The organism is Nocardiopsis moroccensis (assembly GCF_055763695.1).
In genome coordinates this window covers 4,088,707-4,102,859 of sequence record NZ_CP199747.1, presented here as the reverse complement: position 1 = coordinate 4,102,859, position 14,153 = coordinate 4,088,707, and the positions used below count along the sequence as shown (strand labels likewise).

The 14,153-nt window shown below is 73.5% G+C and carries 11 protein-coding genes; 6 read left to right on the top strand and 5 right to left on the bottom strand.

Annotation, left to right across the window (positions count from 1 at the left end):
• Positions 1-89 precede the first annotated feature (89 nt).
• Positions 90-2,552: a helicase-associated domain-containing protein gene (locus ACUKCB_RS18220; RefSeq protein ID WP_473036810.1), complete on the bottom strand. Its 2,463-nt coding sequence runs from the start codon at positions 2,550-2,552 to the stop codon at positions 90-92.
• Positions 2,553-2,716: 164 nt separating this feature from the next.
• On the opposite strand from ACUKCB_RS18220, the gene ACUKCB_RS18215 reads away from it, so the two are divergent.
• The 4 genes from ACUKCB_RS18215 (at position 2,717) to ACUKCB_RS18200 (ending at position 8,778) form a co-directional block, all read left to right on the top strand.
• Positions 2,717-3,514, top strand: coding sequence for a hypothetical protein (locus ACUKCB_RS18215; protein ID WP_473036809.1), 798 nt, complete (start codon positions 2,717-2,719; stop codon positions 3,512-3,514).
• Positions 3,515-3,962: 448 nt separating this feature from the next.
• Entirely contained in the window at positions 3,963-4,346 is a 384-nt protein-coding gene (locus tag ACUKCB_RS18210; RefSeq protein ID WP_473036807.1) for a cold-shock protein, read from the top strand.
• A gap of 297 nt (positions 4,347-4,643) precedes the next feature.
• Positions 4,644-5,399: a DUF3027 domain-containing protein gene (locus tag ACUKCB_RS18205; RefSeq protein ID WP_473041064.1), complete on the top strand. Its 756-nt coding sequence runs from the start codon at positions 4,644-4,646 to the stop codon at positions 5,397-5,399.
• Between the two features lie 238 nt (positions 5,400-5,637).
• Complete coding sequence (locus ACUKCB_RS18200; RefSeq protein WP_473036806.1) at positions 5,638-8,778, top strand: sacsin N-terminal ATP-binding-like domain-containing protein; 3,141 nt, start codon at positions 5,638-5,640, stop codon at positions 8,776-8,778.
• A gap of 82 nt (positions 8,779-8,860) precedes the next feature.
• Here the strand turns inward: ACUKCB_RS18200 and ACUKCB_RS18195 are convergent, their stop codons facing one another.
• Both ACUKCB_RS18195 and ACUKCB_RS18190 read right to left on the bottom strand, forming a co-directional pair.
• A complete protein-coding gene (locus ACUKCB_RS18195) occupies positions 8,861-9,034 on the bottom strand; it encodes a hypothetical protein (protein ID WP_473036804.1) in 174 nt (57 codons plus the stop codon).
• Positions 9,031-9,408, bottom strand: coding sequence for a hypothetical protein (locus ACUKCB_RS18190; protein WP_473036803.1), 378 nt, complete (start codon positions 9,406-9,408; stop codon positions 9,031-9,033). The genes ACUKCB_RS18195 and ACUKCB_RS18190 overlap by 4 nt, the downstream gene beginning before the upstream one ends.
• Positions 9,409-9,562: 154 nt before the next feature.
• On the opposite strand from ACUKCB_RS18190, the gene ACUKCB_RS18185 reads away from it, so the two are divergent.
• On the top strand, positions 9,563-9,796 hold the full coding sequence (locus ACUKCB_RS18185) for a GntR family transcriptional regulator (protein ID WP_473036802.1): 234 nt from the start codon (positions 9,563-9,565) through the stop codon (positions 9,794-9,796).
• 138 nt (positions 9,797-9,934) lie between these two features.
• Here ACUKCB_RS18185 and ACUKCB_RS18180 read toward each other — a convergent pair whose 3' ends face one another.
• Positions 9,935-10,810: an MOSC domain-containing protein gene (locus ACUKCB_RS18180; protein ID WP_473036801.1), complete on the bottom strand. Its 876-nt coding sequence runs from the start codon at positions 10,808-10,810 to the stop codon at positions 9,935-9,937.
• Between the two features lie 197 nt (positions 10,811-11,007).
• Here ACUKCB_RS18180 and ACUKCB_RS18175 point away from each other — a divergent pair, with 197 nt between their 5' ends.
• A complete protein-coding gene (locus ACUKCB_RS18175) occupies positions 11,008-12,579 on the top strand; it encodes an MFS transporter (protein ID WP_473036800.1) in 1,572 nt (523 codons plus the stop codon).
• A 60-nt stretch (positions 12,580-12,639) separates the two neighbouring features.
• Here the strand turns inward: ACUKCB_RS18175 and ACUKCB_RS18170 are convergent, their stop codons facing one another.
• Positions 12,640-14,142: a DUF7059 domain-containing protein gene (locus ACUKCB_RS18170; RefSeq protein WP_473036799.1), complete on the bottom strand. Its 1,503-nt coding sequence runs from the start codon at positions 14,140-14,142 to the stop codon at positions 12,640-12,642.
• Positions 14,143-14,153 lie beyond the last annotated feature (11 nt).

The following is a 14,153-nucleotide window of genomic DNA, read 5'->3' as shown; positions in this document are numbered from 1 at the left end:
GATCTGAGGTCACTCTAGAGCCTGGGGGCCTTGCGGGCAGCGCGGGCCGGGCGGCCACCGGACACCGGCTCCGCGTTCGACTTCCGCGTTCAGCCGCCGTCCCCGAGTTCGGCCACACCGGTGACGCGATGGATCGCGAACCGGTGCACCGCGTCGCGGGTGGTGTCGTAGGCGGTCAGGAAACCGCCGTCCACCCGGGCGGGTTCCACGATCCGGCTGACCTGGCGCCCGTCGGTGTCGGTGTAGCCGATCCACACCCGGCGCCCGCCGTCGGCCGCGTCGGCCAGTACCTCCATGACCGCGTTGGCGCGGGAGCCCGCCGTCCCACCCTCCGGCAGGGACACCGGGATCCGGGCGACGTTCGCGGCCTCGTCGCCGGCCCGCAACGCGCGCACCGCGGCCCGGGCCAGCTCCGGGGCCCGGCCGCCCTCCTCGGGCACGGCGGGCTCGGGTTCGGCCCGGCGGATCTCGGGCCGGCTCAGCCGCATGGTTCCGTCACCGCTCTCGGGCACCGGGTGGTAGCCCAGCTGCCGGAGGCGTTCGGTCAGGGCTGCCCGGTTCAACCCGCTGACCACCACGGTCGGGGCGAGGAGCAGCAGTTCCAGGTCCTTGGCCCGGCGGTCCGCGACCAGCTCCGCCAACAGCGCGGGTTCGTCGCAGCGCAGGTAGCTGCCGGCCGAGCCGGTGCGCAGCCTCCCGTGCCTGCGTCCCACGTCCGAGACCAGGTAACGCAGTGCCTGCGGCAGCGGGGTGCGCGAATGGCGTTCCAGCAGCCCGGTGATGTCGGAGACCCCGCGCCCGGCGTCCAGTGCACGGCGGACCGACTCCTCGGTGAAGCGGTACACGGTGGCGCCGCCGGTGGACTCCACGTCGGCGACCAGGGCGAGTTCGCGGGCGAGCCCGGTGACGAGCGGGCCCGGTGCCACGGCGGTCAGGTCGCCCTGGACGAGGATGTGGTCCAGGGGCTGCGGCAGTTCGGCGGCCAGGACCTCGGCGGCGGCGTCCGTCCCGGCGGCGGCACCTTCCGCGGTGAGCAGGGGGCGCGTGTGCTCGGCGAGCGCTCCCCTGCCGGTCAGCCCGAGAGCGGCGGCCTCGGTCACTGCGGCCCCCGCCAGTTCGGTGTGCACGGGGGACTGGCGGCGGGGGCGCCGCCAGGCCAGCCGGGCGGCCAACGACCCTTCCTCCGGGGCCAGGCCCGGCTCGGCCTCGGCCATCTCGGTGAGGACGTCGAGGCGTGCCCGGGGCGCGGCCGGGCGCACCAGGCCGGGGCCGAGTACGTTGCGTACCCTCCCGCCCGCGTCACGCGAACCGGTCAGCGAGGCGACCCGGTCCGAATCCAGCCAGGCCAGGGCCAGCCGCAGCCAGCGGTGCTCCGGTGAGCGCTCCCGCCACAGGTCGTACTCACGGGTCGGCAGCCACTCGCCCGTCACCCGGTTGTCGGTGCCGATGAGCCCGGCGGCCCGCAGGACCTCCAGGTAGAGGGCGGCCGTGTCCTCGTCGGTGTCCATCGCCTGGGCGGCGCGGCGCAGGTCGCGCACGCCCAGACCGCCGTTGCGCAGGACGGCGGCGGGCTCCTGGGACCAGCGCTCCAGGAGCTCCTCCACGGCGCGCAGCACGGTGAAGGCCTGTCCGGCCGCGGCTCGGGCGACGGCCTCCGGGGGGACCCGGCGTCCCTCGAAGGCGGGCGGGGCGGTGCTGACTTCCTGGAAGAGCACCCCCGCGCGCAGGTGCAGGCCGACCTCGCGGGGCAGTGTCAGGGTGTCGTCCCCGGTGGCTACGAGCAGGCCGCGGGCGATGAGCTCCTCCACCGGCGAGGTGGCCGTGGCCAGGCCGACCTCCCGGCGGGCGTCGGAGACGGTGCCGTTGGGCGGCCCCCAGGCGAGGTTGTCCAGCAGGCGACGTGCGGGAGCTCCGACCTGGCCGACGAGGGCGGCGACCCGATCGGGGTCGGAGAGAGCGGTGGCGACGGTTTCCACGGGTGTGGTGGCGGTGCTGTGCGGTACCAGGTCGTCGGCCAGCCGTTTGACGGTTCCGTGCGGCAGCGCCGCCAGCAGGGCCCGGGCGGGGGGACCCAGCTGCGCGGGGTGGGGCAGGAGTTCACGCAGCACCTGGACGGGGCGCAGGCGGCCGTGGTCCGGCCAGACCAGGGCGAGGCGGAGCAGGGTGTCCAGCGCCTCGTCCAGCGGCTCCTTCCCCGCGGTGCCGGAGGGGGTCAGGCCGAGCCCATGGGCGATCTCGGCGGGCTGCGCCCCCACCGGCTCGGACAGCCGGTCGTCCCCGAGGGCGACCACGGACTCCAGGACCTGGAGGGTGAACCGGTCCAGACGCTCCAGGGCGCGCAGCGCCGCGTTGCGCGAGGTCGCGCGGTGGGCCAGGGCGCCGATGTCGGCGGGTACCGGTTGGGCCAGGTCGGGTCGGGCGGTCAGCAGGGCGGTGAGCTCGCCGTCGGAGCGGGAGCGCAGCCAGGAGGTGAACGTGGGGGGACGCCCCGGCGGGCCGCCGTCGGGGTCGTCGCTGCTCCGGCCGGGCCCGGGTCGTGCGTTGTCGGTCATCGGGTCAACGCTAAGCGATGGCGCTCCACGGCTCGTACCCGCTCCCCTTCGGTCCCCCGTTCACCACCTTTGGCGGCGGCCTGAGCCGTATCAGGGGAGAAGCCTCCGTCCGAAATTGGGAAAGAGGGGTTAAAAGGCAGGTCATTGTGGGCCAATATGGGTCCATGACCCAGCGCTCGGAACAATTGGTACTCGACTACCTCTCCGAGGTCGGACTCGCGCTGCACGGTCGTTTGACACCCAGGGAACGGACCGCCTACCTGAGGGGCCTGCGCGCGCGTATCGACGAGCGCCGTCAGGCGGCCGAGAACGACGAGGTCGACACCGTGCGGCGGATCCTCCGCGGCTTCGGCTCCCCCGAACACCTCGTGCGGGAGGAGCTCACCGGCCGGGAGCTCGACCTCGAGGACGACGAGATGATCCCGCCCAAACCCCGGCACGCCGACCGGCCGCCGCCGCCCTGGCGGGGCGGCCCCAGCCAGGGCTTCCTGGCCCTGCTGGAGGGCCCCGGCCAGACCGACCAGCGGATGGGCGGACGGACCGCCCGCAGGACCGGGGCGGTCCGCAACTACCGCCTGATCCTGAGGCACCACCCCGCCGAAGCCGTGGCCCTGGCCGTGCTCGTCCTGGCCGGGGTGTGGTGGGACGTCGCCTTCCTGTGGGTGCTCGGCGCCGTCCTGATCGTGCTCAGCCAGGTGTGGGGCGCCCGGGACAAGTGGATCGGCGCGGGTGTGCCCCTGGCGGCCTGCGTCGTCGGGACGGCCCTGTGGGAGGGAGAGGCGCAGTTCGTCGACCAGTACATCCAGCAGGCCCTGCCCGCCACCGGTGTCGTCGGGCTGGGGCTCGCCTCACTGGCGTGTGTGCTCTACCTCTTCCCGAAGGCCGCCCGCGCGGCCCGGGCGGCGGAGCGTGCGGACGGAGACAGCCCGGACCGTCATCGCTTGGCAAACCCTGAGGAATAACCTTTCCGGTCGGCCCGTTACCGGGCGTCCCCAGTGGTTGCTTCGGGTAGTCATATCGGTACACCGCCGCTTTCGCTTCGCGGCGGCCGCGTCGGGTGGTCCGGCCGCCAGCCCGGACACCGGCCCGTGGGCAGCGTCCCCGGCTCCGCCGAGTTCCGTCCCGTTTCTCCGCGCCCAGCGGGGCGGGGGCGATGCCGAAGCCACGGGGCCCGGGTGAGCCGTATCCGGGCCCCGTTCCGCGTGTTCGCGGTGCGGACGCGGGAAAGCGCGGGCACGAGCGCAAGCGCGGGAAAACGGCCCCGCCAATACCCTCTCGCGTTGACGAGCCCTCGGGGACTAACCTGGTGCGCACCCATGGAAACCAGGGGCCGCCCGGGGCGGAGGAAAGGGTGGACGGCACCGTTTCCGCTGTTCCCGCGGCCCGTCAGTGAAAGCATGAGGTCTCTACGTGCCCACCGGCAAGGTCAAGTGGTACGACGACGACAAGGGTTTCGGCTTTCTCACCCGGGACGACGGAGGCGAGGTCTTCGTGCACTCCACCTCGCTGCCGCCCGGAACCGCCTCGCTGAAGCCCGGCCAGCGGGTCGAGTTCGGCGTGGCGGAGGGGCGCAAGGGCGCCCAGGCGCTCCAGGTGCAGCTTCTGGAGACGCAGCACTCGGTGGCCAGGGCACGGCGCAAGAAGCCCGACGAGATGGAGCTCATCACCGAGGACCTCATCAAACTCCTGGAGAACCTCTCCAACGGTTACCGGCGCGGGCGCCACCCCGACAAGCGCGAGGCGGCCAGGGTCGCCGCCGTGCTGCGCGTGGTCGCCGACGACCTGGAGGCCTGACCTCCCCTCCGGGGCCGCGGCGGACGCCTCCGACTTCCACCGCGGCCCCGGCACCGCGAAACACCCGGACCGGTCCGGTGTTCCTCCCGGGTACAGAATGAACCGGACAAAAGGGAAGGATGGCCGCCCTCGTCGCGGAACCCCGGTGTCTCGGGGCGCACAAGACTCCGTCAAGAGGGTGTATCGGGCGAACCTTGACCCGCGTTATGGTCAAATCGGTGCCCGCGATCAGTGAGAATGGGGAACGTGAGCCCTTCTCGACGTTCTCCTGTACCGGACAAGGCATGTATCGACGCGGTGGATCTGGCCCGCTCGGTTGCGGCGGAGGTCGGGCGACCCGAATGGGTCGGTGAGCACCTCACTGCCCAGGCCGAGGACACGCGCCTGGTCACCCACTACTTCGAGTGCCTGGACCCCTCCTACCCGGGATGGACCTACTCCGTCACCGTCGTTCGCGCCTCGCGCGCCAAGAACGTCACGGTCAACGAGGTGGTCCTGCTTCCCGGCGAGGGTGCCCTCGTCGCGCCCGAGTGGGTGCCCTGGAAGGAACGCCTGCGCCCCGGCGACGTCGGTGTGGGGGACCTGCTCCCCACCGAAGAGGACGACGAACGACTCGTCCCCGGTTACGCGCAGGTGCCCGAAAACGACCTCGACGCCGAGGGCATGGACAAGCAGATGGTGTGGGAGCTGGGACTCGGCCGTCGCCAGGTCCTCTCCGAGACCGGACGCGAGCAGGCGGCGGAACGCTGGTACAACGGCGAGGCCGGACCGCGGAGCCCGATCGCCACGGCCGCCCCGGCACGCTGCTCCACCTGCGGGTTCTTGACCCCGCTCGCCGGGGAGCTGCGGCAGATGTTCGGTGTGTGCACCAACGAGTACGCCCCCGACGACGGCAAGGTCGTCTCACTCGACCACGGGTGCGGAGCCCACTCCGAGGTCCGCCGACCCGCCTCGCAGAACGAGCCGGTCGCACCGGTCGTCGACGAGGTGGGGTACGACCACATCGTCTTCGACGACACCACGGAACTGGAACTGGTATCCAGCGACTCCTGACCGAAACACCGGTCACAGCAGGCCGATCCACCGGACGAACGGGCCCCGTCGCCAGCGCGACGGGGCCCGATTCCGTCCCTGTCCGCGTCCGCGCCACGCACCCCGGCCAGAACCTGACCCGACCCCGCCGTCGGCTAGGGTCGACCTACCATCACGCTCGCCCTGCCCGGCCCGGTACGTGTCCGCGAACACGCACCGGGCCGATCGGACCGCGCGCCCAGCGCAGGAGGAGACCATCATGGCCGAGCCGGTGACCGCTTCGGCGGCCGACCCATTCAACACCGCCGAACTGCGCCGACGCGTGCTCTCGGCGTGGGCTGACGCGCCCGCCCGGTTCCGGGAGGACGCCAATGCCGAAGAGGACTTCGCGCTGGGCGGCTACCGGGACCGCGTGGTGGTCGAACTCGCGCAGAACGCCGCCGACGCCGCCCGCCGCGCGGGAGTCCCCGGCCGTCTCCGGCTGGCCCTGGACGGCGACCGCCTCACCGCCGCCAACACCGGAGCCCCCCTGACCCCGGAGGGTGTGGAGTCACTCGCCACCCTGCGGGCGTCCACCAAACGCGACGACCACGGTTCCGCCGGCCGGTTCGGGGTCGGGTTCTCCGCGGTGGTGGCGCTCAGCGACGACGTCGTCGTGGACTCCGGCGGTACGGCCGTGCACTTCTGTGCCGAACGCGCCCGCGCCGTGGTCACCGACCTGCTCGGCGCCGACGGCACCCACGCCGACCTCGCCGAGGAGGTGGGCCGCCGCGCGGGACACGTGCCGATGCTGCGCCTGCCGTTCCCCGCCGACGTCGTGCCGGAGCGCCCCGCCCCCGGATACGACACCGTCGTCACGCTGACGCTCCGCGACGAGAACGCCCGGGAGCGGGTTCGGGAACTGCTGGACCGCACCGGGGAGGCGCTCCTCCTCGCCCTGGACGGGCTGTCCGAGGTACGGGTGGCCGCTGACGGGGCCGAACGGGTCCTCACCCGCGAACCCGGGGACGAGGACGCCGGGATCGACCTGGTCACCACACACGACGACGGCAACGGCACCCGGGTCACCCCGTGGCGGACCGTCAGCCGCTCCGGCGAGTTCGACCCGAACCTGCTCGCGGACCGCCCCACCGAGGAACGCGACCGGGCCGTGTGGTCGCTGACCTGGGCCGTCCCGGTCGACCCCGACGGGGGAGCGGGCACGCTGCCCGCCGACGTCGAGCACGTCGTGCACGCGCCGACCCCCACCGACACCGAACTCGACCTGCCTGCCGTCCTCATCGGCACCTTCCCCCTGGGGTCGGACCGGCGCGACGTCCAGCCGGGCGCCGCCACCGACCTGCTGCTGATGGAGGCCGCCACCGCCTACTGCGCGCTCCTGCGCCGTTTCGACCCCCGGGCCGCACTCGACCTGGTTCCCGCCACCCGGGTGGGCGGCGGCGCTGTCGACGCGGTCTTCCGTGCCCGGGTCGCCGAGCCCCTCCTGGACACCCCGTTCCTGGTCACCGCGGTCGGGCTCCCCGTCGCCCCGCGTGAGGCCGTCCTGTTGGACACCGGCGGCGCGAGCGGCGCAGCCGAACTGGTCGACCTGCTCGCCGAGCTTGTCCCGCCGCTGCTGCCCGGCTCCTGGAGTCCCCGCCACCCGGCCATGGCCGCGCTGCGGGTGCGGCGCCTGGGCCTGGCCGACCTCGCCGACCTGCTCGGCGACACCCAGCGGCCGCCGCAGTGGTGGTCCTCCCTCTACGCCGCCCTGGGCAGTGCCGGGGGCGGTGGCGCCGACCTCGACGAGCTCGGCGCGCTCCCGGTCCCGCTGGCCGACGGCCGCCTCGTCCGGGGGCCGCGCTCGCTGCTGCTGCCCACCGAGGACTGGGTGAAGGTCGCCGACGCCGAGGGCAACCGGCTCGACCCCGCGGCCCTGGCCACCCTGGGCGTGCGCGTGGTGCACCCCGAGGCGGTCCACCCGCTGCTCCTGCGCCTGGGCGCGGTGGAGGCCGGGGCCGCCACCGTCCTGGCCGACCCCAACACCGAGGCGGCCGTCCGGAGCTCGCTGGACGCCGAGGACCCCGAGCCCGTCGCCGAGGCCGTCCTGGACCTGGTCGCCGCCTCCGGGACGACCGTCGAGGACGCGCCCTGGCTGTCCGAACTGGCCCTGCGCGACGACGAGGACAGCTACTCGATCGCCGCCGAACTCCTCGTCCCCGGGGCTCCCCTGGCCGGTCTGCTGGTCGAGGACGCGCCCTTCGGCACCGTCCACGAGGACCTCGTCAGCCGCCACGGCACCGACACCCTGCGCGCGGTGGGCGCCCTGTGGGGGCTGACCGTGGTCCGTGCCGAGGAGGCCGCGCTCGGTGAGGACCTCGCGGAGGCCTTCGACGGCGCGGCCGGGGAGGACGGCCCCGACGGCCTGGAGGACTGGGCCGACGAGGTCCTCGAACGCGTCGGAGACCCCGAACTCCCGCCCGTCGTCCCCGAACTGGTGTGCGTCGCCGACCTCGACTACATCGCCGACGAGGCCTGGCCCCGGGCCCTGGCCATGCTCTCCCGGGGGCCGCTCCGCGCGGCCGTCACCGAACCCGCGCGGCTGCTCATGCCGGACGGCCGGGTCGTCGACGTGCCCTCCTACACCTCCTGGTGGCTGCGCAGCAGGGCGCTGTTGGACGACCGGGCCCCGGTCGAGCTGCGCACCGCCGACGCCGAGGACGCGCTCCTGGGCCTCTACGACGAGGTTCCGGCCGAGGTCGACCCCGAGTTCGCCCGGGCGCTCGGCGTCCGCACGACCCTCGCCGACCTGCTCGCCGACCCCGACGGCGCCGACGACCTGCTGAACCGGCTCGCCGACCCGGCCCGCCACGTCGGCCGCACCGCCCTGCGCCGGCTGTGGACGGCCCTGGCCGACGTCGACACCGACCTGGTCACCCCGCCCACCGTGGTCCGCGCGGTCAGGGGAGGGGCGATCGTGGTGGCCGACGCCGAGGACGCCGTGGTGGTGGACTCGCCGGACCTGCTGCCGCTGGTGGCGGACCGTCCGCTGGTGCTGGCCGCCGCGGACACCGCCGAGCGGCTCGCCGACGTGCTCGACCTGGACCTGGCCTCGGAGAGCATCACCGGGAAGGTGAACTCGGCGGGGCGGATCCGTGCGGTCCCCGACGAGGCCGCGCTGTTCCTCGCGGGCGGTGACGAACCGGACCGCACCTACCTGCACCACCAGCAGCTCACGGTGGACGGCGTGGAGGTGGACTGGTACACCGGCGACGGCTCGGTGCACGCCTCGGGCACGGAGGGGTTGGCCCGCGCCCTGTGCTGGCGGGCCGGGCAGTGGTCCCGCCGCCACCTGCTCGCCGCGGTGCTGCGGGACCCGGAGCACGCCGCGTACCTGCTCGCCGAGGCCGACCTGGAGTAGGAAACGCCTCCCTTCCGCGGTGATCTTGCTACCAGAGGCGAAATGGGCGCCGAACTTGCCCCTGGTAGCAAGATCGCCGCTGTCAGGGGCGGGCGGTCCAGCGGGCGGGCAGGTCGCCGCCGGAGCGCAGCGCGTCGTCGAGGTACCCGAAGACCGCTTCGGCGGAGATCAGCCGGGTGACCGCGTCGGCGGCGAGGCCGGGATCGTTGAGGAGCCGGGTGAGCCGGTGGGCCAGGGTGTCGGTGTGCTCGTTCACGCGGCCACCTTCTTCCAGGCGGACTCCCAGGCCAGGTAGGGGCCGCGCACGATCTCCGTCTGGGGGAACTCCTCGTATCGGCTGTCCTCGACCGGCTTCCGGGGTGCGGGCACCAGCGGAGTGGGGTTCGTGGGTCCGGTGGGCTCGGGTGCGGTGAACGGGTGCACCGGGGGAGCGGTCGGCAGGAGAGCGGGTTCGATGGACGCGGACCCGACGGGGGCGAGCGCCTGGACGTAGCGGCGTACCCGGCGGGAACGGTTGCGCCGTGCTTCGGCTCCCAGCTCCCACAGGTAGCCGCACGGGCTGGTGTGCACTCCGCGGGAGGGCCTGAGAAGCCGTGCGAGCACGGCGAACGGGGACAGTAGGGTATTCACGTCTGCCTGCCTTTTCCAGGTGGACCGGGCCCCGGACGTGCCAGCGTCGCGGGGCCGCTTTCATATTCAAGGATCGATAATAGACCAGTTCAGATATAGCATGCTAGGCGTTCTTGGATTGCTGGGAATATGTGGTCTGCCTAGCGTGCTCAAGATGGAGTGGAAAGAAGGTCTCCCGCGCTGGGTTCAGATCACCGATGAGCTGGAGAGACGTATCCGGGCGGGCGAGTACGGGCCGGGGGATCGGGTCCCCTCCGTCCTCAGCATCATGCAGGAATACCAGGTGGCTTCCGCGACCGCGCAGAAGTCCCTGGTCGGTCTGCGGAGCCGGGGCCTGGTCGAGACCTTCCCCGGCATGGGCTCCTACGTGAAGCGCCCCGAATCCTGAGAGCCGGGGCCAGCGGGCTGAGCACGGACGGCATCCGCCCGCGGCACGGAACGGCCTCTGAGCCGAGCGGGAACCAGGGCTCGTAGCCGGGCGGGACCTGCGCTGCGGGCAGGTCCATCGGGGCCAATGACCGGGCGGTCAGCCGGTGGCCGCGGCCAGCCTCGGCCCCAGACCCTGCTCGGGCTCGGCCCACTCGGTGACGTCCAGGGCGTCGCCCACGGAGACGGTGCCGGGAGCGGTCACGGCGAACTTCGAACAGAACGCCACCCCGCCGTCGTCCGCGCGCCGGTACCCGGCCAGGGTGCGCAGCGGCTCGGGGCCCCGCTTCTCCCCGGTGCCCTGGTCGACCGTGGTGACCGCGCACCGGATGCACACCTTGGCGTACCCCAGCTCCGCGCTGCCCAGACGGACCGCCCGTACCCGGTCCTCGGTGTGCGCCTCGGGCCAGCCGGACACGACGATGTTGGGCCGGAAGCGGTCCATCGGTAGCGGGTCGCCGCCGGCGGCGAGGACGCGCTCGTTCAGCAGGTCCAGGGAGGACAGCGACGCCATCACGGCGGCGTGCCCGTCGGCGAAACCGGTGGTGCCCCGGGTGAGTCCGCTGGTCTCGCGCCGGTGGTCGTCGGGGACCCGCACCAGGCGGCTGGGTTCCCCGAGGAACTCGGTCAGCCACCCGGCGGCCTCCTCGCCCTGATCCACGCCCACCAGGGGCTTGCTGTGCACGGTCACCTCCAGGCGGCGGCCCCCGGGGTCCACGTCGACCTTCACCGGGGCGAAACCCTCGGTGTGCAGCACCAGCCTGCTGCCGTCCGCGTCGAGTTCGGGCACGATCCGCGCCATCCTGGGGTCCCTGCGCTGGCTGCGGAAGTCACCGGAGTCGTCGACCACCATGAACGAGCGGTCGTGGGCGATCCCGGCCGGGGTGATCTCGGCGGTGTCCAGGGCGAGCCCGGCGCACCCCTTGACGGGGTAGGCGGCGAGGGCGGACACGCGGGCCGTGGGAGTGGGACTCATGGCCGAAACGCTACCGGTACCGCCGACGGGGGGACCGCACCAGCCCGTGGGGAAGCGGCCGGAGGCGCCCCCGGTCGGACCGCGTCCGGGGCCCTCCGCCCCGGAAGATACAGTCACCGGATGCGACCGAGTGCGAGAACCCTCATCCCGGACATCACGGACACGCGGTTCGGGGTCGAGGGCGCGGGTGGGCGTCGGTGAGCGAGGCGATCAGAACGGGGGACCAGTCGGCGGACGACCGACCGCTCTCCAGAGCCAGGCGCTGGCTGGTCCTGGCCGCGGTCTCGGCCGGACTACTGCTCATCTCGGTCGACATGACGATCCTCTACACCGCGCTGCCGACCCTCAGCGCGCAGCTCGACGCCGGTGCCTCGGACCGGCTGTGGATCATCAACGCCTACCCCCTGGTGATGGCGGGCCTGCTGCTGGGCGCCGGAACGCTCGGCGACAGGGTCGGCCACAAACGGATGTACCTGATCGGGCTCGTGCTCTTCGGCGCGGCCTCGCTGACCGCCGCCTACGCACCTGACCCGGCCGTGCTGATCGCCGCACGCGCCTTCCTGGCCGTGGGCGCCTCGGCGATGATGCCCGCGACCCTGTCGCTGATCCGCATCACCTTCACGGACGAACGGGAACGCGGGATCGCGATCGGGATCTGGGGAACGATGGCGATGGTCGGTTCCGCGATCGGGCCGATCGCGGGCGGTGCGCTGCTGGAGTTCTTCTGGTGGGGCTCGGTCTTCCTGGTGAACGTGCCGATCGTGCTGGCTGCGCTGGTCCTGGCCGCCGTGGTCGCGCCGGGCGGCTCGGGCAGCCCCGACCGGCCTTGGGACCTGCCGGCCTCGGTCCAGGTCATGGCCGGTCTGGTCGGGGTGGTCTACGCGATCAAGGAGACCACCGGTCCGGAACCGTCCGCGCTCGCCGTCGCGGCGGCTCTGGCCGTGGCCCTCCTCGGCTTCTGGAGCTTCGTACGGCGCCAGCGCGGGCAGGTCCACCCGCTGATCGACTTCGCGCTCTTCCGCGACCCCCGCATCCTCATCGGTGTCCTCGCCGCGGGGATGGGGATGTTCGCGCTCGCCGGGGTGCAGCTGGTCCTCACCCAACGCCTCCAGCTGGTGCTGGGCTACTCACCCCTGCACTCGGGGCTCACCGTGGCCGCGACGGCGCTCGGCGCCCTGCCGGTGGGCGTCACCGTCGGCGCGCTGCTGTACCGGCTGGGCGCCCGGCCGGTGATGGGCGCGGGCCTGCTGGCCACCGCCCTGGGCACTGTGGGCGTGCTGCTGTCCACCTCGGCACCGCTGGTCTGGACGGTCGCGGGGCTGCTGGTGATGGGCGCGGGCACGGGTGCGGCGATGACCGCCGCCTCCACCGCGATCGTGGGCAGCGCCCCCGCGCACCGGGCGGGGATGGCCGCGTCGGTGGAGGAGGTCTCCTACGAGCTCGGCAGCCTGACCGGCGTCGCGGTCCTGGGCAGTCTGATGGCCGCCGTGTACACCCGGACCGTCGCTCTGCCAGGCCAGGCGCCCGTCTCGGCGGCCGAGGGGCTGGACGAGGCCCGCACCGCCGCCGAGGGGATGGACACGGCGGGCGCGCGGGCCCTGCTGGAGGCGGCCACCCAGGCCTTCGACAACGGCTACCGGGCGACGCTGGTCGTCGCCGCCACCGCGCTGTTGGCGGCGAGCGCCTTCAGCTTCCTGCACAAACGGGGCGCGCCCGTACCGCCGTCCCCGGCCCAGGACACGTACGGGGCGGCGGTGCCGGGCGAGTAGGCCGCGGCGGGCGCCCGGGTCGCCGGTCCCGCCGGCCGCCCCGGCCGTTCGGCCCCTCCGTCAGCGGGCGACGCGGAAGAAGCCCTCGGAGATCAGGGTGCGCAGGGCCTCCGGAGTGCGTTCGCGGAGCAGGGCCGGATCCTCACCCATGAGTTCGGCGATGGCGTCCAGCAGCGGGCCGACCGGCATGGTGCCGTCGCAGACGCTGGCCAGGGCCGCCTCCACGGTCCCGATGCGGGCCACCCGGCGCAGCCCCTCGCGCTGGCGCAGGACGATCTTCTCGGGGTCGGGCGCTCCGGGCACGGCCACGCGCTCCTCGACCACGCCCGGCGCCAGGGCGACGTGGGCGGACAGCAGGGCCGCGTCGGTGAGGCGGTGGGCGGTCATCGCCCCGTCCACCACGTCCGGCAGGTACGGCCCGACCGGCTGCTCGACCTCGTGCCTCAACTCCTCCACCTTCACGGTGGCGTCCTGGGCGACGTCGTTGCGCAGGCTGATCCAGCCGAAGCCGATGCCCTTGATGCCCTCGCGGTCGAAGTAGTCCAGCCAGGCGTCGTAGCGCCGGGTGTACTCGGGGGTGCCGTGCTCGCAGGAGTCGCGCAGCCACAGCTCCACGTACTCGGCGGGGTCCTGGACGTCGCGCTGCACGACCCAGCCGGAGCACCCGGTGCCGGTGATCCAGCCGCCGACCCGGTCCTCCCAGTCGTCGCCGTCGGTATGCGTCCAGTTCGCCAGGAACTGGGCCCAGCCGCCCTCGGTGAGGTGCGCGGGGGCCTGCCGGACCAGCTCCGCGCACACGGTGTCACCGGGCAGGTCGGACTCGCGGTAGGTGAAGCGGGCCGACTCGGGGGTGATGACGAACGGCGGGTTGGACACGATCAGGTCGAAGCGCTCGTCCCTGACCGGCTCGAACAGCGAGCCCTGGGCCAGCCGGGCGTCGGTGACACCGGACAGGGCCAGGCTGATCCCGGCCAGGCGCACCGCACGCGGATTGAGGTCGGTGGCGATCACCTCGCGGGCCCGGGAGGCCAGGTGCAGGGCCTGGACCCCGCAGCCGGTACCCAGGTCCAGGGCGCGTTCGAAGGGGCCGTCCACGATCAGCCGGGAGAGGTTGGCGGAGGCGCCGCCCGCACCGACCACGTGGTCGTTCCCGGGGACGGCTCCGCTGCCGGGGCGCACCTTGGGGTCGGAGACGACGAAGCCCGGGCGGTCGTCCTCCAGCTCCCAGGGGCCCAGGTGGACGAGGGCGCGGACGGCGGGCCCGTCGGGCCCCTCCTCCACGGTGACCAGCCCGGCCTCGGCGAGTTCGTCGACGGGGAGGATGGAACGGGCCGCGCGCGCCGGGATCGGGGTCTGGAGCCACCACAGGCGCAGGAGCAGTCCGAGGCGTTCCTCCCCGCCCGTGGCGCGCAGTGCGGGCACGAGCTGCTCGCGGGCCAGGGCCTTCGCTGCGGCGTCGCCGAGGCGGTCGCGGACACCGGACACCGTGTAGTCGGCGTCGACGAGGATGTCGCGTAGGCGGTCGGCGAGACCGCGCGGGAGTGGGAATTCTGTCTCAGACACCCGCCCATTAT